This window comes from Catellatospora bangladeshensis (assembly GCF_016862575.1).
GTDB lineage: Bacteria > Actinomycetota > Actinomycetes > Mycobacteriales > Micromonosporaceae > Catellatospora > Catellatospora bangladeshensis.
On the sequence record NZ_BONF01000022.1, the window covers coordinates 17,318 to 38,781 of the forward strand.

Consider the following 21,464-nt stretch of genomic DNA (forward strand, 5'->3'; position numbering starts at 1 on the left):
GGCCCTTCGCCCGCCGGGACGGAATCAGGCGGCGGCCAGCGAGTGGCAGACGTTCTCCTGGCTGCCCACGGCGACGGCCATGGACCGCACGCCGTCGAGGTCGAACGAGATGACGTGCAGCCCGTCGAGGATGTAGTAGCCGAGCGGGTACGCGTCGCCGGGACGGAAGCCGAACCCGGCCGGGCCGATGATGGTGTAGCGCAGCCAGCTGCCGTCCGGCCGGCGTTCGAGCACCCCCGAGCCGCCCGCGTCACGGCGCACCGACCGCCCGGAGCCGGCGTCGACGAAGTCGACGGTCAGCGGCCCGGCGAACTCCTCCAGCCGGACCGCGCCGTCGGCGTAGCGCGCGGTGACCCGGGTCCGGATGTCCTGGGACACCACCACGACCTGGAGCGGGAACGAGCAGTAGCGGCCCGCCGGGGCGGTCCACCCCTCCTGCACCCAGGGCCGCCACGGCTCCGGGTGGTAGCCGCGCCACTGCGCCGCGGCCGGTGCGGCCGGGCCGAGCAGGGCCGCGACCGCGACCAGCGGGACGAGCAACGCACGAACGATCACTCGCTTGGGCACATGTGTCTCCTAACCACTTAGGACAGCAACACCGGTGTTCTAAGATTTAGTGGTTAGCACCGCATCCGTCAAGGCATACTGTCGACGTGCAATGGACCGAGGTCGACGGATACCCGATGCCGCTCCTGCTCGCCGGACACCCCGGCCTGGAGCTGTGCAACACCTGGGGCGGCTGGAACAGCCCGCCCAGCCCGCACCGGGACTGGCTGCGCGACTACGACCGGCTCGCCGTCTGGACCGGCCACACCGGACTGCTGCCCACCCCCGACACCGCCCGCCTGCGCGAGCAGGCCGCCGCCGACCCGGCCACCGCCACCCGCGTCCTCGACGACGTGCGCACACTGCGCACCGCGCTGCACGACGTCCTGCTCGACCCCACCGACGACGCCGCGTTCGCGCACGTCGCCCACCAGGCACGGCGAGCCGCGGCTGCCGCCGTGCTCACCCGCGACGGCGGCACGGCCCGCTGGATCCTGCCCGGCGACACGGGGCTGGAACTGCCGCTGCTCGCCTGCGCCCGCGCCGCCGCCGACCTGCTCACCGACCCGGCCCGCGACACGGTGCGCGCCTGCCCCGGCGACGAATGCGGCTGGCTGTTCCTGGACGCGCGGGGCAGGCGGCGCTGGTGCAGCATGGCCGTGTGCGGCAACCGCGCCAAGGTACGCGCGTACGCCCACCGCCGCGGCCCTACCGGCTAGCGACCTCTCCCTGCCCCGGGCGCTGCGCGGCATGGCGGCGTGCCAGCCACATCCGCCACGCGTACGGCGGATGGGTCAACGACAGCCAGGCCGCGGAGGAACCGGTCCGCTCCACCCACGACGCCAGCTGCTCAGGGCCGTGCAGCGTCACCGCGATGTGGTCACTGCCCAGCTCGGCCATCCAGTTCTTGACCACCCGGTGCAGGACCAGGCCCAGCAGGACGACGCCCCAGATCCACGGCGTGAGGGTCAACAGCATGGGAATGATCACGCTGCGCTCCAGCCAGCGTTCGGCCAGGCCCCGCGCCGAATCGTTGCGCAGCAGGTGAGCCAGCTCGTGCGCGATCACGTAGCCCGACTCGGCAGGCCGGTTGTAGACCTCGCGAGACACGCCGATACGCGCCCGCGAGCCGAGCCGCACCGCATGGTCGTCCAGCTCGTAGTCGTCGCGCAGCCAGATCGCGAAGTCGGTGATGCCCCAGCTCGCCACCAGCGCCGTCACCTCCGGCGGGCTCGGCACCAGGGTCGCGCCCTTCGGGGTGGGAACGCGGGCCCGCCGCAGGCGGACGGCCAGCAGCAGCAACCCCGGCAGCAGGATCGCCGCGGCCAGGCCGACGACCAGTTCAGGGCCGACCGCCACCGGGCTCGCCGCCAGGATGAAGGCCAGGGTGCCCAGGAACCAGAGCCCGCTGAAGACCGCGGAGAACACGTGGATGCGCGGCTTCGGCCAGGCCAGGCCGGTCTGCCGGACGAGCATCGCCCGGAACTCGTCGGACAGCACCACGTCCGGCTCGGGGACCGACGGCACGTGGTTCGCGGCGGCCGCCAGCTCGACCGCGGTGAAGTCGGCCCCGAGCGCCCGCAGGATGTGCGCGGCCCCGCATTCGGGCGTACGCGCCATCGCCAGCACGAGGTGCCCGGAGCGCAGCAGCCCGCGGTGCTTGAGCCGGTGCGACTCCCGGAACGCGGTGTCGAGCAGCTTCATCGACTCGGCCGTGTAGGGCACGGCGCTCTTGCGTTCGGTCGGATGGGATGCCGGACGGCGGGACGCCAGCTCGCCGCGTACCGCCTCGAAGTGGATGCCCTGCTGCGCGAGCGCCTTGACCACGGCGTCGGTGTGGTCGGTGAGCAGGCCGAGGAGCAGGGTGCCGGTGTCGAGGCTGTCGTAGCGCAGGCCGCGCGCGGCCCGCTGGGCCATCACCAGCGCCTGCCGCGCCTCCTCGGTGAAACGATCAAGCATGGCGCGGCGCCCTCCCCTAGGTCCCGCGCATACTGCCACACCGGGGAAAGATCCGGGGGTACGCCGATCACGGAAGGCGGTGCCGTCGCCGCCCAGAGCTGCGGCGACGGCACCGCCTGGCCGGATCAGACGGTCTGCTGGACCGTGCCCTCGGCGGCATAGGTACCGGTGGGGCAGTATGCGGTCGAGGTCTGGTAGCTCGTGTAGCGCCAGGTCCCGTACCGCCAGACGTAGCTGTCGCTGCTCAGCGAGTAGCACTTGACCTTCGCCCGGTAGCCGTCTCCCGAGGTCACGGCGCAGTTGACCGAGAAGCTGGTCTCCGACGGGTACCACTTCGTGCAGTTGCTCACGGCCGCGTGCGCGCTGGTGGCGGGCAGAACGACCGCAGCGGCGGCGGCGAGGCCGGCCACCGCGAGGCGCAGCGCAGTTCCCTTGTGCTTCATGCTCCTACCTTCCGTTGACGCCGGCATCGCCCGCCCCCATGGCGGCGCTGCCGGATGAACCGGTATGGCGAAACGTGACAGGAGCTGGCAGCAGTGAGCCGGGCGACGGCCGAGATGCCAGCGCGTGTCCGCCGGTGGCATCCAGCACCGCCGAGAGCCGGAACACGTCCTCGCGTTCCGGCCACTCAGCGACCCCCGATGCTGCGGCGGCAACAGTGTCACCGAGCGCCCTTACCGCGGCCTTACCACGCGACGGCAGCGCGACCGGTGCGACGTCAGCGCGGCGGCACGGCCGCGCCCGGGGCCAGCGCAGCCAGCGCGGCACGGGCCGCGTCGGCGTCCTCGGCGTTCTCGGTCTCCTCGTACAGCGCGAGCGCCCGCCCCAGGTGCTCCCGGGCCTGCGCCGTGTCGCCCAGCGCCGCCAGTGCCTGGCCCATGTGGTCGTACGCGTTGGCGATCAGCCGCCGGTCGCCGTCCTTCTCACCGGCCTCCGCCGAGCGCCGCCAGTGCAGCAGCCGCCGTTCCTCGTCGCCCAGCTCGCCGTGGAGCAGGCCCAGGTTGCCTTCGGCGAACGAGGCGCCCCGGTTGTCGCCGAGCGAGCGGGCCACGTCGGCGGCGGTGGTGTAGCACCCGATCGCGTCCTGGTGCCGCCCGGCCAGGTAGTGCGCCCAGCCGAGGTTGTTGGACACGGTGCCGGTCAGCAGCCGCCCGTCGGGCAGGTCGCGTAGCAGCGCCAGGCTCTCCTCGTACACGGCCACCGCCTCGGCGTCACGGCCCGCGTGGCCGTACGAGATGCCCAGGCGGGACAGGGACAGGGCGAGCGCCTTCGGGTCGTCGAGGCCGCGGCGCAGCTCGACCACGCGCCGGGCGCTGGCCATGGCGTCGTCGAAGCGGCCCAGGTAGTACAGCGTGCCGGTGACCGAGCTCTCGGCGCTGGCCTGCGCGGCGGTGTCCCCGGCGGCCTGCGCGGCGCGCACCCCGGTGGTGAGCAGGACGAGGCGTTCGGCGGGGGTGCGGCGGCGTTCCAGCCAGCCGGCCAGCAGCATGGTGAGCTGCCAGCAGAGCCGGGGCAGCCGCTGCTCGGCGACCGCCACGATCGCGATGATCGCGTCGGCCTCGGCGTCGAACCAGTGGAGCGCGGCCAGGGTGTCGCCGAACGCGACCGGTGGCGGCTCGGGCGGCGTGAACGGCAGGATCTGGTCGGCCTTCAGGCAGCGGTCCGCGGCGGCGCAGGCGGCGACGTACCAGGTGGTGAGCCGTTCGAGTGCGGCCTCGGTGCCGGCTTCGGCACCGCCCAGCTCGGCGGCGTAGAGCTTGACGAGGTCGTGCATCTGGTAGCGGCCGTGCCGCTCGGTGAGCAGACCGGCGTCGCACAGCGCCGACAGTGCCGCGGCGGTCTCCGGCTCGGGCAGCCCGGTCAGCGCGGCCGCCGCCGACGCCGTCAGATCCGGGCCGGGTACGGCGCCGAGCAGCCGGAACGTCTGCTGCGCAACGGGATTCAGGTGGCGGTACGAGTGGCTGAACACGGTGCGTACGGCCGTGTCGGGGTCGTCGTCGACGGTCAGCGAGCCGAGCCGGTCGCCGCCGGACAGTTCGGCCAGGTAGCCGGCGATGGTCTGGCGCGGCCGCTCGTGCAGGTTCGCGGCGGCGATGCGCAGCGCCAGCGGGAGCCGCCCGGCCGCGGCGGCCAGCGCCTTCGCGGCGTCGGGCTCGGCGTCGACCCGGGCTGGGCCGAGGATGCGGCGGATCAGCTCCACCGCCTCCTCCTCCGGCAGCACCGCCAGGTTGAGCCGCTGGGCGCCGTCGCGGGCGACGAGCCCGAGCAGGCGGGCACGGCTGGTGACCATCACGAAGTTGCCGGCTCCGCCGGGCAGCAGCGGGCGCACCTGCTCCACCGTGGCCGCGTTGTCGAGCAGCACGACCACCCGCAGCGGCGCGAGCGTGTCGCGGTAGAGCGCCGCCGCCTCCTCGACGTCGGCCGGCACCGGGTCCACACCGAGCATGCGCAGCAGCTGGGCCAGCGCGTCACCGGGTGCCAACGGCTGGCGCTCGTCGTAGCCGCGCAGGTTGAGGTACAGCTGCCCGTCGGGGTACCGGTCTGCCGCCTGGCGCGCCCAGCGCACCGCCAGCGCGGTCTTGCCCACCCCGCCGGTGCCGCCGATGGCCGTGATCAGCACCGCCCCGGAGGTGGTCACCTGCCGGGAGTAGTCGTCGAGCCAGCTCAGCTCGTCGGCGCGGCCGGTGAAGTCGGGCACGTCCCAGGGCAGGAACCGACGCCCGGCGCCGCTCTGCGGCAGCAGCGCGGGGTCGTCGTTGAGGATCTGCTGCTGCAGCCGCCGCAACGCGGGGCCCGGCTCTACGCCGACCTGCTCCACCAGACGCCGGTGCAGGTCGCGGTAGGACTGCAGGGCGTCGGCGGTGCGGCCGCATCGGTAGAGGGCGAGCATCAGCAGCTCCGTGAACCCCTCCCGGTAGGGGTGCTCGGCGGCCAGGCTGACGAGCGGATCGACCGCCTGCCGGTGCATGCCGCATTCGAGCTGGGCACGGGCCCGCAGTTCCAGCGCGGTCAGCCGCTGCTCGTCGGCGCCGACGCCGAGCCGGGCGCGCAGCTGCTCGTCGGCCACGTCCGCCAGCAGCGGCCCGCGCCACAGCGCCAGCGCCGCCTCGACGATGCGCAGCCGCTCGGCCGGGTCGGTGGTGTGCGCCGCGCGGTCCAGGCCGTCGGCGAATCGGTGCAGGTCGACGGTCTCAGCGGGGACGTCGATCCGGTAGCCGCCGCCTCGGCCGGTGAGCGTCACGCCATGGGGCGCCAGCACGGCGCGCAGCCGGGCCACGTAGGTGTGCAGGGTGGCGCGGCCGGATGACGGCGGGTCGCCGGCCCACAGCAGGTCCAGCAGGCGTTCGGTGGGGATGAGCCGCCCCGGCTCCAGCAGCAGCACACACAGCAGGCAGCGTTCCTGCCTGCGCCGGATCTCGATCTCCTGGCCGTCGTGCTCGATCCGGAGCGGTCCGAGGAGGTCGAATCTCACGTCCGCGGATTCTACGGCCGCCACCTCGGCACGGGGGGCTTCGCGATCACGACGGCCTAAGCCTTCCCGCCGCGCTGCCAGCTACATCGCGTGATCTGTTCGTCTCCGGTCAGGCATCCGACTCACGGTGGCCTGTTCCGGGGGCCGACCTGCGCTACCGCGCCCGATCAAGCACCAGATCGACCACCGGCCGGTAGCTCTTCACGTGCTCTCGCACGGGCAGTTCCGCGCGGCGCAGGCCCTCGTTCGTGGCGATCCGGTACATGAGCGCGCGGACCAGCATCTGGTCCCATTCCGCACGGTCGGACCACCGCTCCACCAGGCTCGCCGGTGCTCCATGCCAGGTCAGCGCGTCCACGACCGCCACCGCCGACGCCCAGGACGCCGGTCGGCAGTAGACCGGCCAGTCGATCACCGCCGGCGCCATGCCGTCGGCGAACATCACATTGCCGAGCAGGTCGCCGTGGACGGGCTGGGCCGGCACGTCCACCGGCCTGCGTGACAGGGCCAGCGGCTCCAGCAGCTCCGCCATCTCCTCACCGCCCCGCAGTGGCAGCTCCTCCCACGCGATCCGGTCGCCGAAGGTCCACGGGTCCTCGCGGTCCTTCAGGAACGCCGGGCACCCCAGACCGGCCAGCGCCTCGTGGAAGGCTTCCCCGGCCGCGAGGACCTCGTCCCAGCGCCGGGGATCGGGGCTGCCGGGCGTCAGCCGCCACGCCTGCCAGCCCCGCACAATCCAGCCGCCGTCCGCCGCCCGCACCGGCCGGGCGACCCGGAACCGCCCGGTCTCCTCGATCGTCGACAGCACCTCGGCGACCCATGCCGCCTCGGTGGCCAGCCCACACGGCTTGACGACGACCTCACCGGAACGCCAGGTCCGGCCCTGCCCACCCGGCAGCAGGTCTGCCTCCCCGCGAGCACCGAACGCCGCCAGGACCTCTCGTGGAGGGGCCGCGCCGACCCCGGCGGCGCGGTGCGGCCCGTCACTCATACCGGTACTTGAGCGCGTCGGCCTCGGTCTGCTGGACGTCGGCGATGGTCAGGCCCGGCATCCGCAGCTGGGCGAGCGTCACCTCGGCCGAGGTCGGCTGGGCGTCCGCGGGCAGCCACTGCTCCGGCTGCCAGACCCCGCCGCGCATCAGCGACTTGGGGCAGTGCGGGTAGACCTCCTCGATGCCCAGCACCAGCGCACTGGCCGGCGGCTTGCCCACGGCGGTCAGCTGCGAGAGCAGCTCGGGGCGGGTGGAGATGCACGCCCGGCCGTTCACCCGCAGCGTCGTCGTGCGTCCCGGGATGAGGAACAGCAGCCCGGCCCGGCCCGTGGCGATGACGTTCTGCCAGGTGTCCAGCCGCTTGTTGCCGGTGGCGTCCGGTATGGCCACGGTCCGTGCGTCCAGGACGGAGACGAACCCGGCGGGACCGCCGCGCGGCGAGACGTCGCAGTTGCCGTCGGCGTCCACGCTGGCGACCAGGACCAGCGACGCGCACTCGATCAGCCGCCGGGTCTGCTCGGTGAGCTCGGTCATCTGCTTGCGTACGGCCGCGGGACCGGGGAGTTCGTAGACCCGGCGGAGCTCCTCCTGGTCGGCCACGGCGTCCAGGCGCAACGAGTCGAAGGCGCTGTCAGCGAAGGCTTGCGTCATGCCGCCGACCCTAGTGGACCGACGCGGAGGGGGTTGACCGCCGACGGTTCAGGGTCTACCGTTCTTCTCAGTTCGAGTTTATCTCAAGTTGAGAAGGACATGGCGCATGGTGACCGAACGCGAGTTCCTCGACGGCTACGACCCGAGGGCCTACCCGGCCGTCGCGGTCACCGTCGACGTCGTCACGCTCACCATCCGCGACGGCGTGCTCCATGTGCTCCTGGTCGAGCGCGGCGAGCAGCCCTTCGCCGGGCGCCTCGCGCTGCCCGGCGGATTCGTCCGGGAGGAGACGCTCGACGAGGCGGCGCTGCGGGAGCTGGCCGAGGAGACGGGCATCCTGCCCCGCGTACACCTCGAACAGCTCACCACCTTCGGCGACCCGGGCCGTGACCCCCGCATGCGGGTGGTGTCGGTGGCCTATCTCGCCTTCGCGCCGCGCCTGCCCGACCCGAACGTCGGCGGCGACGCCGCCGCGGCCCGCTGGGTGCCCGTCGGCGACGCGACCGGGCTCGCGTTCGACCACGACAGGGTTCTCGCCGCCGGGCTCGAACGCGCCCGCGCCAAACTCGAGTACACCCCGCTGGCGACCGCGTTCGTCGACGACGAGTTCACGATCGCGCAGCTGCGCGGCGTCTACACCGCGGTCTGGGGCGAGGAGCCACACGCGGGCAACTTCCACCGCAAGGTGCTGTCCGTGCCCGGCTTCGTCGAGGACACCGGCGCCACGACCAGCCGCGGCGGCGAACGCGGCGGCCCCCGCTCCCGGCTCTACCGGGCCGGCGGCGCCCGCATCCTGCACCCGGCGCTGCTGCGGCCGAACCCGCAGGAGCAGTGATGAGCTTCGACGACGCGGTCACCCGGGTGATGGCGGCGCGCTCCCCCGCCGACCTGTTCGGCGGCGCGGACGGCGCGCACGCGTACCGGACGCTCGCCAAGATCCTGCACCCCGATGCCGCACCGGACGTCGCGACCGCGACCCGTGCCTTCGCCCGGCTGGCCGACCTGTGGGCCGCACACCGCGACGGGGTCACCATGACCACCCGCCTTGGCGCCTACCGCGTCGGCCCACTGGCCTACGCGGGCGACATCGCCGACCTGTACCAGCTGAACGGCGGCAGCGCGCTGCTGAAACTGCCCCGCCATCCCGCCGACAGCGACCTGATGCGCCGGGAGGCACACGCCCTGACCCGGCTGCGCACCCACGGCGACGCACGCCACGCGGCGTACGCACCCCGGCTGATCGACTCGTTCACCCACCGCGACCCGGCCGGCGGCGACCGGCGCACCGCCACCGTGCTCGCCCACCAGGACGGATTCGTGTCCCTGGCACGGGTGAAGCAGTCCTACCCGGGCGGGGTGGACCCGCGCGACGCGGCCTGGATGTGGCGGCGGCTGCTCGTCGCCGTCGGCTACGCCCACCGCGCCGGCGTGGTCCACGGCGCCGTCGTGCCCGACCACGTGCTGATCCACCCGGGCGAGCACGGCCTCGTCCTCGTCGACTGGTGCTACAGCGTCACCGGGCCCGGCCAGACGGTTCCGGCGCTCGCCGCCGCATACCGCGACCTCTACCCGCCCGAGGTCGCCGCCAGGCGGCCCGCCGACGAGGCCACCGACATCCACCTCGCCACCCGCTGCATGACCTGGCTCATGGGCGACCGGACACCACCGGCGCTGGCCCGGTTCGCCCACGGCTGCACCCTGCCCCACCAGCACACCCGCCCGCACGACGCCTGGCGGCTGCTCGCCGAACTCGACGAGCTGCTCGAAGCGCTCTACGGGCCCCGCACGTTCCGACCCTTCACCCTCTGAGGAGCAGAACATGGGAAGCGGACGATGGTCCACCGACGTCTACAGCGCCGCGGCCAAGTACCGCGCGGCGACCGGCACCAGCGCCTTCGCGCACAGCGACTCCGGCGCGCGCGCCGTGCACGACGCCCTCAACCCGCACGGCGTCACCGTGCGGGAGAGCCGCGACAGCGACCAGCACCCGCAGTCGACCCCGATCGCGATCCTGTTCGACGTCACCGGGTCGATGGGCTCGGTGCCGCGGATGCTGCAGACGAAACTGCCCGAGCTGTTCGGCCTGCTGATCCGCAAGGACTACTGCACCGACCCGCAGATCCTGTTCGGCGCGATCGGCGACGCCACCTGCGACAAGGCGCCGCTGCAGATCGGGCAGTTCGAGTCCGACAACCGCATGGACGACGACCTCGGCCGGATCCTGCTCGAAGGCGGCGGGGGCGGGCAGCGCACCGAGTCCTACGAGCTGGCGATGTACTTCATGGCCCGGCACACCGCACTCGACGCCACCGCCCGGGGCAGGCGCGGCTACCTGTTCATCATCGGTGACGAGATGGCCTACCGGCAGGTCAAGCCCGCCGAGGTGCGCCGCTTCATCGGCGACACGATCACCGAGCCGATCAGCACCGAGGCGATCCTCGCCGAGCTGCGGCGCAGCTACGACGTGTACTTCATCATGCCGGCGCACGCCGGGCACACCGGCGATCCCGAGATCCTCGCCTACTGGCGCGGCCTGCTCGGCCAGCACGTCATCGAGCTGGACGACCTCGACGCGGTCTGCGAGACCATCGCGCTGACCGTCGGCCTCGGCGAGGACGCCACCGACCTCGACTCGGGCCTGACCGACCTCGCCGAGGCCGGGTCGTCGGCGGGCGCGACCGTCGGCAAGGCCCTGGCCCCGCTCGGAAGCACCCGTGGCGCGCTGGTGCGCTCGGCGCTGCCGGCCGGGTTCGGCGGCGACCGGGCCACCCCGGTGACCCGGCTGTGACACTGCTCCGGCACGTCATCGTCGTCGACCTCGGCTACGGCGACGCCGGCAAGGGCACCATCGTGGACTGGCTCTGCGCGACCCGCCCGGTCACCGCCGTGATCAGGTTCAACGGGGGCGCGCAGGCCGCCCACAACGTGGTGACGCCCGACGGGCGTCACCACACCTTCGCCCAGTTCGGCTCCGGCACCCTGCACGGGGTCCCCACCCACCTGTCGCGGTTCATGATGGTCGACCCGCTGGCGCTGGCCGCCGAAGCCGAACACCTGGCCGCACTCGGGGTGGCGGCGCCGTTCGAGCTGCTCACCGTCGACCGGCAGGCGCTGCTGACAACGCCGTGGCACCGGGCCGCCAACCGGCGCCGGGAGGCCGCCCGCGGCGACGACCGGCACGGTTCCTGCGGCATGGGCGTCGGCGAGACCGCCGCCTTCGCCCTGGCGCACCCTGACCTGGCCGTACGCGCGGGCGACACCGAGTCTCGGGCGACGCTGGCACGCAAGCTGCACGGTATCCGCGACGCGCTCACCGCCGAACTCGGGCCGCTCGACGCGCCGCCGGTCGCCGACGTCGCCGACGCGTTCCGGTGGTTCGGGACCGCCGTCCGCTTCGTCTCCTCGTCCCGGCATCTGCTGGAAGGCAGCTGCGTGTTCGAAGGCGCCCAGGGCGTCCTGCTGGACGAGTGGCGCGGCTGGCACCCGTACACCACCTGGTCCACCACCACCTTCGACAACGCCGAGACCCTGCTGGCGGAGAACGGCGGCGGTGACGCCCTGCGCCTGGGTGTCGTGCGCACCTACACCACGCGCCACGGCGCAGGCCCGCTCGTCACCGAGGACCCGCAGCTCACGGCGGCTCTTCCGGAGCGCCACAACAGCCACGGGCCGTGGCAGGGCGCGTGGCGGGCCGGTCACTTCGATGCCGTCGCCCATCGCTACGCCGTCGAGGTCTGCGGCGGCGTCGACGCGCTCGCCGTCACGCACATGGACGCGGCCGACCGCCACGATCTCAAGATGTGCCTGGCCTACGAGCAACTCGACAGGATCGTGCCCGGAGAGCTTGGCGATCTGGCGTACCAGGAGAAACTCACTCAGACCCTGGCTGCGGCCACACCGGTGTACACCGGATTCGGCGACGTCGGCGAGGTGCTCGGCGCTCCGGTCATGGTCACCTCGCACGGACCGGCCTACTCGGACAAGACACTGCTGTCCGGGCCGTGGTGACGGTTGACAGCCGCGCCTGCGGTCCACTTGGCTGACAGGCCACGATGATCCACCACCGGGAGGACGCGCGTATGGGGTTGCAGGCGCCGCTGTGGCGGGCCGTCACCGTCTTCCGGGGCGCCGCGCTCGTGTACGCCACCGTCCTCATGCTCGCCGGCTCCCGCGAACACACCCGGCCCTGGCTCGGCTGGACCGTGCTCGCCGCGATGGTGGCCTGGACCGTCGTCACCGGAGTCCGCTACCACGACCCCGCCGGACGCCGCTGGACCTGGCTGACCGCCGACCTCGCCGTCACCCTGACCTGCCTGCTCGTGTCCATGCTGGTGGTCCCCGCCGAACGGCTCGCCGCGGGCGGGGCCACCCTGCCCATGGCCTGGGTCGCCGGGGTGGTGCTGGTCTGGGCGCTGCGCGGGGGACGCCGCGCGGGTGGCATCGCCGCACTGATCGTCGGCGCGGCCGACCTGTTCCTGCGCGGCGCGGTCACCTCCGCCACCGTCAACGGCACCGTCCTGCTGCTGCTCGCGGGCGGGGTCATGGGCTACGTGTCGCGGCTGACCGACGACGCCGAGGCCCGGCTGCAGCGCGCCGTGGAGCTGGAGGCGGCCACCCGCGAGCGCGAGCGCCTGGCCCGGGGCATCCACGACTCGGTCCTGCAGGTGCTGGCGCTGGTGCAGCGCCGCGGCACCGAGCTGGGCGGTGAGGCCGCCGAGCTGGGCAGGCTCGCCGGTGAGCAGGAGGCGGTGCTGCGCTCCCTGGTCGGGGTACACGACACGGCCGCGGCCGCGGGCACCGCCGACCTGCGGCTGCTGCTGGGACGGTACGGCTCGCCGCGGGTCACCGTGTCCTCGCCCGCGACACCGGTGCTGCTGCCTGCGGCGGTGGCGGCGGAGGTCGCCGCGGCGGCGGGCAGCGCGCTGGACAACGTGACCGTGCACGGCGGACCGGCCGCGCGGGCGTGGGTGCTGGTGGAGCAGGAGCCCGACGCGGTGACCGTATCGATCCGCGACGACGGTCCGGGTATCGCGCCCGGCAGGCTGGCCGAGGCGGCTGCGTCCGGGCGGCTCGGGGTGGCGCAGTCGATCCAGGGCCGCATCCGCGACCTGGGCGGCACGGTCGCGATCAGCGGAGGACCTGGGCAGGGCACCGAGGTGGAGCTTCGGGTCCCGGTGCCCCGGTTAGGCTGAACGCCGTGGTGGACGTGATGGTGGTGGACGACCACCCGATGTGGCGCGAGGGTGTGGCCCGTGACCTGACCGACGCCGGATACCACGTGGTCGCGGCCGTGGGCGAGGGCGCGCAGGCGGTGCGTATCGCCCGGTCGGTGCGCCCCGACGTGGTGGTGCTCGACCTGCAGCTGCCGGACCTGTCCGGGGTCGAGGTCATCGGCGGGCTGGTCGAGGCGCTGCCGCAGGTGCGGGTGCTGGTCCTGTCGGCCAGCGGCGAGCAGCAGGACGTGCTGGACGCGGTGAAGGCGGGCGCGGCCGGCTACCTGGTCAAGTCGGCGGCCCGCGAGGAGTTCCTGGACGCGGTGCGGCGCACCGCTGAGGGCGACGCGGTGTTCACGGCCGGGCTGGCGGGCCTGGTGCTGGGTGAGTACCGGCGGCTGGCGGCCGCGCCGGGCGACGGGCCGGAGGCGCCACGGCTGAGCGACCGGGAGACGGAGGTGCTGCGGCTGGTCGCCAAGGGGCTCACCTACCGGCAGATCGCCGAGCGGCTGACCCTGTCGCACCGCACCGTGCAGAACCACGTCCAGAACACGCTGGGCAAGCTACAGCTGCACAACCGGGTCGAGCTGGTGCGATACGCGATCGAGCAGGGCCTGGACGGCTAGCAGGTGCTTTGTGTCGATGTGTCGCTCGGGTCAGCGCTCCGGGACGATGGTGCTCACGGGCGACATGATCGCCGTCATTGCGGTGCGTCAGGAAAGCGGATCACATGAAGTTCCTTCTCACGTCGGCGGGCATCTGCAATCCGAGCATCTCCGACGCGCTCGTCGACCTGCTGGGCAAGCCGATCGCCGAGTCCACGGCCCTGTTCATCCCCACCGGGGTCTACCCCTTCCCCGGCGGAGGTGTGAGGGCGTGGAAGGCGATTCACGGCCAGGCCCCGATCCCGCTGACTCAGGTCGGCTGGAAATCACTGGGCATTCTGGAGCTCACCGCACTGCCGACCATCCGGGAAGAGAACTGGATCCCGGCGGTCCGGGAGGCCGATGCCCTCCTCGTCTGGGGCGGCGATGTGCTGTACCTGACCTACTGGCTGCGCCGGTCGGGCTTGGCCGACCTCCTGCCGTCGCTGAGTGACACGGTTTATGTCGGGGTCAGCGCCGGGAGCATCGCGGTCACCCCGTACAACTGCGACGCCGAATTCGACCTTCAATTCGTCCCCGACGGCAGCGACATGGCGCAGGGTGCCGACCGGGCGCTGGGGCTGGTGGATTTCACTCTGTACCCCCATCTCAATCATCCGGACATGGAGGACACCGAGCTGTCCAACATCCAGAAGTGGGCGTCCGGAATCCCGGTCCCGACCTACGCCATCGACGACAACACCGCCATCAAGGTGGTCGATGGCACTGTTGAGGTCATCTCCGAGGGAGACTGGAGACTGATCAACCCCTGACGTAGCCCGCGGCCAAGCCGACGCGGATCGCGACGAAATGAGCGTGCCTCGCCCGCCTTGCACCAGAACGGCAGGGGACAGCGGGTCAGTCGGCGCCCGACGGAAAGGGCGCATGAGCCGGCCAGCGCGGCCACATCGAGGCAGCTGGACTGGTCCTTCGCGTTGCGGCCGCGCGGCATCGACGCGTAAAGCACGACCTGCCGCCGGGTTCTCAGGCCGGACGCGGTGGGGACTGGAATCGGCATGGCTGATTACGGTTACGCAATCGCGGAGACGGCCGGCGAGGGCGGCTCCCCGCTGCGGAGCCGACAACGGTGTTTTCGGCTCGGGGAAAGGACGTTGTGCCGCGTCAATCCAAAAAGGAGCATGACATGCGCTGAACAAGCGACCGCGAGATCTGCGGACACATTCAGTGCCTACTGCATCAGTACGCGCTGACTCACGCCAGGAGAATCAAATGAGGGTCACGAAAATGTCCATGGCAAGGGCTGCCGTAGCCGTCGCCACTGCTGCTGCCATGTTCGTGGTCTCCCCTGTGCCCGCGGCTCAGGCGGCAGACAACTGCAACGAGTACTCCTCGTTCCCGAACGGGGAGGGCGCGGGCACCATGGAGGTGACCGCGAACCTCAAGGTCGGCCCATACTCCTCCTGCGGCACCGTCAGGTCCCTGGCCGTCGGCACCAGGGTGTTCAAGCACTGCGAGGTGATGAACTCGTATGGGAACATCTGGTGGTACGTCCGTGTCTCAGGTACCTCCACCTACGGCTGGATGTCGTTGCAGAATCTGACGAACATCAGTGGGGATGACAACGGTGACGGGATGAACGTTACTTACGCCTGCCTGTAATTCGTATCGCTGATCCGCTCACCTCTGAGACAAGGCAGCTCAACTGCCTCCGCATAATGCGGCAACCGAGGATTATCCTCGGTCGCGCAGCCTTGCCCTGCCCGAGGTTCTCCGGGCGGGGCAAGGCTCGCCGAAGGCGACCGCGTAACGGCTTAGCCTTAGGCCGTCCGGAAGTTCGCGAGGCTCCCGGGCTGGCCAGCCATCGGGCTGAGATTCTGGCATTGCCGTCGCCATGACCCGAAGACATGCCGGTGTACCGCCTTGAGCCCGACGGACATCGCCACGGCAGTGAGGGCCGGAAATGCGCCCTGCATGGCGACGGTGGTGGTTCGGGTGAGCCGGGTCCGGCCGTCGGCTGGGGCCAGCTGGAACCGCTCGTCGATCCCGGCCACCCAGCGCGCGAACGCAAGATCGGTCTGCTCCATGCGAAACTCCAGCACCTCGGCCGGCTCCCAGCGCGTGATGCGCTGGCGAACCACCCCCTGGGTTGCGCGACACTCGCGCTGGGCACCCACACCTCCGACGCCATCGGGCAACGCGCAGGCAACAGGGCGGGGCGTGCCGACGGCGAACACCGGGCAGCGCGGTGCTCGATCCATCCGCGAATTTGTCAGCAGTGGCCACACCTCGACCGGATCCACGCCGAGCGTCACACTCGTGGTAACCACCAAGACCCGACCGCCACCAGCGCCTTTGATGGCGATCATGATGCCCTCGCAATCTTTTGAGCGAACGCTCAACACGAGCAGCATACTTCCCGTCGCCGCGAGCCGCCGTCCCGTCGCGTCGCAGGCACACCGGACCTCGAGCATCGGGCCGATCATGCTGAGCGCACCCTGGATGTACTGACCGCGCTGAGTACCACGCACATCCGCATTTGAGTTCCTGAGCGGATACGCGGCCGCCGTGCGGCTGGCTGAATCGGGGGTATGACTGCTTTCCCGAACGTGTACCTGACCGGGTTCGGCGCTTACCTGCCCGGCGAGCCGCTGGACGCCGAGCAGATCGCGCGGCGGCTGGGCGCGGGCACCGCCGGTGCGGGCCTGCGAGCGCGGGTGCTGGCCGCGAACGGCATCCGCACCCGGCACTACGCGCTGGACGAGCACGGCTCGGTCACCATGCTCAACGAGGAACTCGCCGCGGCCGCGGTGCAGGGGGCGCTGAAGGACCGGGACCTGCCGCTGGAGTCGGTGACGATGCTGGCCGCGGGCACCACGCAGGGCGACCTGCTGGTGCCGGGGTTCGGTTCGATGGTGCACGGAAGGCTGGGCGGCCCGCCGATGGAGGTGCTGTCGGCGGGCGGGGTGTGCGCGTCGAGCATGGCGGCACTGGCGGCGGCGGCGCGGGCGGTGCGGCTGGGTGAGCACTCGGCCGCGGTCGTGGTCGGATCGGAGCTGGTCAGCCGCTCGCTGCGGCAGAGCCGGTACGAAGGCGACCGGACCACCTTCGACGCGGAGTTCCTGCGCTGGACGCTGTCGGACGGGGCGGGCGCGGTGGTGTTGGAGCCGAGCCCGCGCCCGGACGGGCTGAGCCTGCGCCTGGACTGGACGCGCCTGGTGTCGCATGCCGGGCAGCAGCCGGTGTGCATGTCGGCCGGCGGTGAGCCGGTCGCCGGGCAGACCTGGCTGGACGGGCCGGACGTGGCCACCGCCGAACGCGCCGGGCTGGTGCGCCTGCGTCAGGACGTGAAGTCGCTGCCGGCGCTGTTCCGGCTGGGCCTGCGGGATTACATGGCGCTGGTGCGGGCGGGCCGGTTCAGCCCGAGCAGCATCGACCACGTGCTGTGCCACTACAGCGCCGAGCATTTCCGCGGCGAGATCTTCGGCCTGCTGCGCGAGGCCGCTCTGATGATCGACGAGGATCGCTGGTACACCAACCTGCACACGCGCGGCAATACGGGGGCCGCCAGCATCTTCGTGATGCTGGAGGAGGCGTGGCGGTCGGGCCGGTTCTCCCCCGGCGACCGGATCCTGCTGATCGTGCCCGAGTCGGGCCGTTACTCGCTCGCGTTCGCGCAGCTGACCTGCGTCGCCGCCGGTGAGCCGGAGGCGGTCGGCGCACAGGCACGGCCTGCGGCGGTGCCGGCCGTCTCGGCTGCCCGGCCCGCGGCGGCCACGGCCGGCACGGCAGCGGCGCGGCGGCTTTCGACGCCTTCGCCGCTGGTCGCCCGGGAAGACGACGGGGACCTGGTGCGGTGGACGGTGCTGGAGCTGGCGCGGGTCTGGGAGGACTTCGAGCGGCAGGTGCGGGCCACCCCGCTGGTGAGCCGCATCGACACCGGCACGGCCACCCTCGACGACTACCGGCGGCTGCTGGTGCACCTGCGCCAGCAGGTGGTCGAGGGCGGGCGGTGGATCAGCCGAGCCGCGTCGAATTTCTCCGTGGACATGTTCGCGCTGCGCAGCGCCGCGATCAAACACGCGGCCGAGGAGCACCGCGACTACCAGCTGCTCGAACGGGACTTCGTCGCGGTCGGCGGCACCCTGGAGGAGATCCGGAGCGCGCGCAAGAACATCGGGTCGGAGGCGCTGTCGGCGTACGTGTTCCACCAGGCGAGCCAGCCGGACCCGGTGGACCTGCTCGGCGCGATGTTCGTCATCGAGGGGCTGGGCGCGGGACTGGTGCTGGGCTGGGCGCGGGCGCTGCGCGAGCAGCTCGGCCTGCGCGAGGACCAGGTCACGTTCCTCGGCTACCACGGTGAGGCCGACGACGCGCACTTCGCCGAGCTGGCGCACCTGCTGCGCGAGGCCGTGCCGGACCGGGCGGCCGCGGCCCGGGTGGTGCGCACGGCCGAGGTCGTCGCACGCCTGTACGCGATGCAGTTGGCCGAGGTGGACGCGTGAGAGGCCCCACCGTGTGGACGGCGGTCATGGCCGACCCGACCGTGCCGATCGCCCGGGAGGTGCTGGCGATGGTGGTCGCCGACCAGCGGCAGTGGACCCGCCGCTGGCTGTACCCGCCGACGCGGATCGTGTCACGGGTCGCGGTGTGGCTGATCCGCGTGGTGAAGACCCTGCTGCCGGTCACGTTCTCCGCGCACGCCGTGATGGACCGGCTGTGCGTGTGGTTCCTGCGCCGGTTCGTCTCACCGCGCGCCGGTGAGCTGCTGATCCGGCACTTCCTCATCGAGACGGACCTGCTGGCGTTCATCGCGCGCAACAGCGGCGTGGCCGGGGTGCCCGAGCCGGAGCTGCGCCCGACGACCCTGGCCGGGCTCGGCGACCGGGCCGTGATCGAGCACGACGTCAACGTGTACGACGTGCTGATCGCCCTGGGCGCCGGGCGGCCGGGGCCGCGCGGGCCGCTGGACTTCTCGATGCTGGGCCTGCCCCCGATCGACGCCTCGCCGCAGGTGCGCCGCTGGCTGCGGCTGGACATCCAGACGGCGCTGTGCCTGATGAACATCCCGTTCGCGCTGTGCCTGACCACGGAGGAGTACCGGCGGGCGGTGCACTCGATGCGGCTGGACGAGTCACTGATGACGGTGCTGGCGGACCTGACCGGCGACGACACGTTCCTGCGCTGGCGGCCCGGCGGGGTGGTGGTGCGGGTGGACAGCGGCCTGGACGTGCCTCGCGCGGTGTACGAGCACGCGGTCGTCCACGAGTACGCCCATGCCCGGCTCGTCGCGCTGGCGGCGGGAGGGCGCGGTGCCACCGAGCGCTTGACACGACTCTGACGCGCATCGATAGTTGTAACGTTTCAGATTCCTGAAAGCGCTTTCCGACTGCGTCGCATCCCTACTCCGACGGAGTCGGTGGCACCCCCTCGACGAGGAGATCACGTATGAGTCCTCGGACCCGACCCCGCGCCCCGCGCGCGATCGCCGCCGCCTGCGCGGTGGCATTGATCCTCACCGGGCCCGCCGCGTCAGCGGGCGACCGCGAACACCCCCACGGCATCCCCGCCGTCCAGCTCGAACGCCTCGACCGCGGCCTGGTCGCCGCGGCCACCGCCGACGGGACGTTCCTGAGCTGGCGCCTGCGCGGGCACGAGGTCACCGGCCATACGGACACCGGCCTGGCCGGACCGGCCTTCCACGTGTATCGCGACGGGCAGCGCATCGCGACGGTCACCGACAGCACCAACTACCTCGACCGGGACGGCACGCCCGGCTCGGCGTACCGGGTGGCCGCCGTCGTCGGCGACGCCGAGGTCGACCTCAGCGACGAGGTCTCGCCCTGGTCCGGCAACCACCTCGACGTGCCGCTGCGCAAGCCCGCCGACGGCGTCACCCCGGCCGGCGAGGCGTACACCTACTCGGTCAACGACGTGAGCGTCGGCGACGTGGACGGCGACGGGCAGTACGAGTACGTCGTCAAGTGGGACCCCTCGAACTCCAAGGACGTCTCCCAGGTCGGCTACACCGGCCCCGTCTACATCGACACCTACGAGCTCGACGGCACCCTGCTCCACCGGATCGACCTCGGCGTCAACGTCCGCGCCGGTGCCCACTACGTGCAGTTCCTGGTCTACGACTTCGACGGCGACGGCCGGTCGGAGATGATGTTCAAGACCGCGCCGGGCACGAAGGTCATCCGATACCGGCCGGACGGCAGCGTAGCCTCCGAGCGCTACATCACGATGCCCCGGCAGGACCGGGCCGCAGGGTACACGCACCAGGACGACTACCGGCTCAGCGCGGCCGGCTACTACGAGCACGTCGTCGACATGTTCCTCGGCTGGCACCGGCACCCCGAGGTGGTGGCGGGCCGGTGGCCGGCGACGCTGGAGGACGCGTTCGGCATCCCGCGCGCCTACACCTATCCGCTGTCCGGGGCCGACGCGCGAGCGCTGGCCGACTACTTCGTCGACGTGTACGCCCCCGGCCGCAGCACCCGCAACAATCTGCGCGCCTTCCAGGGCTTCATCGTCGACGGGCCCGAGTACCTGACCGTCTTCGAGGGCGGGACCGGCCGCGAGCTGGAGACGATCCCGTACAAGCCGGGCCGGACCGACGACGGCCTGCGCTGGGGCGACTACGCGATGGCGCGCATAGAGCCCGCCAACCGCGTCGACCGGTTCCTCGCCACGGTCGCGTACCTGGACGGCAGGCGCCCGTCCGCCGTGTTCGCCCGCGGCTACTACACCCGCACCACGCTGGTCGCCTACCACTGGAACGGTAAGCGGCTGACCGAGGACTGGTACGCCGACAGCGGCTGGGTGCCGATGAGCAACCCGTTCAACGACTCCCCGCACGGCCGCGACGGCACCGATCCCGAATACGCCACGCTCACCACGCAGGGCGCGCACTCGCTCAGCGTCGCGGACGTGGACGCCGACGGCAGGCAGGAGATCGTCTACGGCGGGGCCACGCTCGACGACGACGGCAGCCTGCTCTACAGCTCGTTCGCGCCGCTGCCGCCGGGCAGCGCCGATCCGGGCGCGGTGGTGCGCGTGGGCCACGGCGACGCGCTGCACGTGACCGACATCGACCCGGAGCGGCCCGGACTCGAGATCTACATGGTGCACGAGGGCGGCACGTTCGCCCCGTACGGGCACGCGCTGCGCGACGCCCGTACCGGCGAAGTGATCTTCGGTGACTACACCGGCCGGGACACCGGCCGGGGCATGGTCGGCGACGTCGCGCCCGAGGTGCGGGGCCTGGAGGTGTGGCCCGCCATGCCGCCCAACGCGGCCGACCTGGGCATCGGCCTGTTCTCGGCCGACGGCGACCTGCTGGCGCCCACCACGCCCGGCACGAACATGAGCATCCGGTGGGCGGCCGACATGACCACCCAGATCGTCAACGGCACCGCCACCACCGTGCTGCAGACGCCGACGGTCGACGACTGGCGGCGCGGGCGGCTGCTCACCGCCGAGGGCACCCTGGCCAACAACGGCACGAAGGGCAACCCCGCCCTGGTCGCGGACGTCTTCGGGGACTGGCGGGAGGAGCTGCTGCTGCGTACGGCGGACAGCACGGCGCTGCGCATCCATCTGAGCACCGAGGTGACCGAGCGCAAGATGTTCACGCTGATGCACGACCCGCAGTACCGGGCCGACATCGCCAGGCAGCAGACGTCCTACAACCAGCCGGCGTACCCGGGCTTCTACCTCGCCTCGGACGTCGACTGGGCGAAGGTGCCGATGCCCGACTACTGGGCCCCTGGCAGTGTGGACGCGCTGCGCGACGCGCTGGACGGGTGCGTGCGCAGCGGGGACGTACGCGCACGTGACGCGCACCGGCTGACCGCGCTGCTGGTCCACGCGGACGGGCAGGTGCGGGGCGGTAACGCGGACGCGGCAGCCGGTGCGCTACGGCGCTTCGTACAGCAGCTGGACGGGCCAGGCGTCTCGGCGGCGGCCCGCGCGGCGCTGGCATACCAGGCCGACTCGATCATCCGGATGCTGACCTGATCATCGG

Annotated in this window: 19 protein-coding genes; 12 read left to right on the forward strand and 7 right to left on the reverse strand. The window is 72.2% G+C overall.

Going from position 1 to position 21,464, the window contains the following annotated elements; translation table 11 throughout:
* Positions 1 to 24 precede the first annotated feature (24 nt).
* Positions 25 to 567 (reverse strand): hypothetical protein, encoded by a 543-nt coding sequence (locus Cba03nite_RS19815; protein ID WP_203748213.1) that lies wholly within the window; start codon positions 565 to 567, stop codon positions 25 to 27.
* 86 nt (positions 568 to 653) lie between these two features.
* Between Cba03nite_RS19815 and Cba03nite_RS19820 the strand changes: the two genes are divergently transcribed.
* Positions 654 to 1,265, forward strand: coding sequence for a CGNR zinc finger domain-containing protein (locus Cba03nite_RS19820; protein WP_203748216.1), 612 nt, complete (start codon positions 654 to 656; stop codon positions 1,263 to 1,265).
* On the opposite strand, the gene Cba03nite_RS19825 is transcribed toward Cba03nite_RS19820, so the two are convergent.
* The 5 genes from Cba03nite_RS19825 to Cba03nite_RS19845 all read right to left on the reverse strand — a co-directional run bounded on the left by Cba03nite_RS19825 (position 1,255) and on the right by Cba03nite_RS19845 (position 7,620).
* Positions 1,255 to 2,505: a Clp protease N-terminal domain-containing protein gene (locus tag Cba03nite_RS19825; protein WP_203748219.1), complete on the reverse strand. Its 1,251-nt coding sequence runs from the start codon at positions 2,503 to 2,505 to the stop codon at positions 1,255 to 1,257. The two genes, Cba03nite_RS19820 and Cba03nite_RS19825, sit on opposite strands and share 11 nt — an antisense overlap.
* Positions 2,506 to 2,630: 125 nt before the next feature.
* Positions 2,631 to 2,948 carry a hypothetical protein gene (locus Cba03nite_RS19830; protein ID WP_203748222.1) on the reverse strand — a complete coding sequence of 106 codons (318 nt, stop codon included), beginning with the start codon at positions 2,946 to 2,948 and terminating at the stop codon, positions 2,631 to 2,633.
* A gap of 275 nt (positions 2,949 to 3,223) precedes the next feature.
* Positions 3,224 to 5,977: an AfsR/SARP family transcriptional regulator gene (locus Cba03nite_RS19835; RefSeq protein WP_203748225.1), complete on the reverse strand. Its 2,754-nt coding sequence runs from the start codon at positions 5,975 to 5,977 to the stop codon at positions 3,224 to 3,226.
* Between the two features lie 154 nt (positions 5,978 to 6,131).
* Positions 6,132 to 6,968 carry a TIGR02569 family protein gene (locus tag Cba03nite_RS19840; protein WP_203748228.1) on the reverse strand — a complete coding sequence of 279 codons (837 nt, stop codon included), beginning with the start codon at positions 6,966 to 6,968 and terminating at the stop codon, positions 6,132 to 6,134.
* The gene (locus Cba03nite_RS19845) at positions 6,961 to 7,620 is read right to left on the reverse strand and encodes an MSMEG_1061 family FMN-dependent PPOX-type flavoprotein (protein ID WP_203748231.1); all 660 of its coding nucleotides are present in this window, start codon (positions 7,618 to 7,620) and stop codon (positions 6,961 to 6,963) included. Before Cba03nite_RS19845 ends, Cba03nite_RS19840 begins: the two co-directional genes overlap by 8 nt.
* 106 nt (positions 7,621 to 7,726) lie before the next feature.
* Here Cba03nite_RS19845 and Cba03nite_RS19850 point away from each other — a divergent pair, with 106 nt between their 5' ends.
* From Cba03nite_RS19850 to Cba03nite_RS19885, 8 genes are all read left to right on the forward strand, one after another.
* Positions 7,727 to 8,455 carry an NUDIX hydrolase gene (locus Cba03nite_RS19850; protein ID WP_203748234.1) on the forward strand — a complete coding sequence of 243 codons (729 nt, stop codon included), beginning with the start codon at positions 7,727 to 7,729 and terminating at the stop codon, positions 8,453 to 8,455.
* A complete protein-coding gene (locus tag Cba03nite_RS19855; protein WP_203748237.1) occupies positions 8,455 to 9,429 on the forward strand; it encodes a molecular chaperone DnaJ in 975 nt (324 codons plus the stop codon). Before Cba03nite_RS19850 ends, Cba03nite_RS19855 begins: the two co-directional genes overlap by 1 nt.
* Positions 9,430 to 9,439: 10 nt before the next feature.
* Entirely contained in the window at positions 9,440 to 10,408 is a 969-nt protein-coding gene (locus Cba03nite_RS19860; RefSeq protein WP_203748240.1) for a hypothetical protein, read from the forward strand.
* Between the two features lie 2 nt (positions 10,409 to 10,410).
* Entirely contained in the window at positions 10,411 to 11,628 is a 1,218-nt protein-coding gene (locus Cba03nite_RS19865) for an adenylosuccinate synthetase (protein WP_203748259.1), read from the forward strand.
* A gap of 71 nt (positions 11,629 to 11,699) precedes the next feature.
* Positions 11,700 to 12,812, forward strand: a complete 1,113-nt coding sequence (gene macS, locus Cba03nite_RS19870; RefSeq protein WP_239125890.1) for a MacS family sensor histidine kinase — start codon at positions 11,700 to 11,702, stop codon at positions 12,810 to 12,812.
* A gap of 17 nt (positions 12,813 to 12,829) precedes the next feature.
* Entirely contained in the window at positions 12,830 to 13,459 is a 630-nt protein-coding gene (locus tag Cba03nite_RS19875; RefSeq protein WP_203748262.1) for a response regulator, read from the forward strand.
* Between the two features lie 104 nt (positions 13,460 to 13,563).
* Entirely contained in the window at positions 13,564 to 14,250 is a 687-nt protein-coding gene (locus tag Cba03nite_RS19880; protein WP_203748246.1) for a Type 1 glutamine amidotransferase-like domain-containing protein, read from the forward strand.
* Positions 14,251 to 14,707: 457 nt separating this feature from the next.
* Positions 14,708 to 15,097 carry a hypothetical protein gene (locus Cba03nite_RS19885; RefSeq protein WP_203748249.1) on the forward strand — a complete coding sequence of 130 codons (390 nt, stop codon included), beginning with the start codon at positions 14,708 to 14,710 and terminating at the stop codon, positions 15,095 to 15,097.
* 158 nt (positions 15,098 to 15,255) lie between these two features.
* Here the strand turns inward: Cba03nite_RS19885 and Cba03nite_RS19890 are convergent, their stop codons facing one another.
* Positions 15,256 to 15,921 (reverse strand): SRPBCC family protein, encoded by a 666-nt coding sequence (locus Cba03nite_RS19890; RefSeq protein WP_203748251.1) that lies wholly within the window; start codon positions 15,919 to 15,921, stop codon positions 15,256 to 15,258.
* Between the two features lie 105 nt (positions 15,922 to 16,026).
* Between Cba03nite_RS19890 and Cba03nite_RS19895 the strand changes: the two genes are divergently transcribed.
* The 3 genes from Cba03nite_RS19895 to Cba03nite_RS40360 all read left to right on the forward strand — a co-directional run bounded on the left by Cba03nite_RS19895 (position 16,027) and on the right by Cba03nite_RS40360 (position 21,457).
* On the forward strand, positions 16,027 to 17,940 hold the full coding sequence (locus tag Cba03nite_RS19895) for a 3-oxoacyl-[acyl-carrier-protein] synthase III C-terminal domain-containing protein (RefSeq protein ID WP_203748253.1): 1,914 nt from the start codon (positions 16,027 to 16,029) through the stop codon (positions 17,938 to 17,940).
* The gene (locus tag Cba03nite_RS19900; RefSeq protein WP_239125891.1) at positions 17,937 to 18,776 is read left to right on the forward strand and encodes a DUF6999 family protein; all 840 of its coding nucleotides are present in this window, start codon (positions 17,937 to 17,939) and stop codon (positions 18,774 to 18,776) included. Before Cba03nite_RS19895 ends, Cba03nite_RS19900 begins: the two co-directional genes overlap by 4 nt.
* Before the next feature lie 107 nt (positions 18,777 to 18,883).
* Positions 18,884 to 21,457: a rhamnogalacturonan lyase gene (locus Cba03nite_RS40360; protein ID WP_203748255.1), complete on the forward strand. Its 2,574-nt coding sequence runs from the start codon at positions 18,884 to 18,886 to the stop codon at positions 21,455 to 21,457.
* Positions 21,458 to 21,464 lie beyond the last annotated feature (7 nt).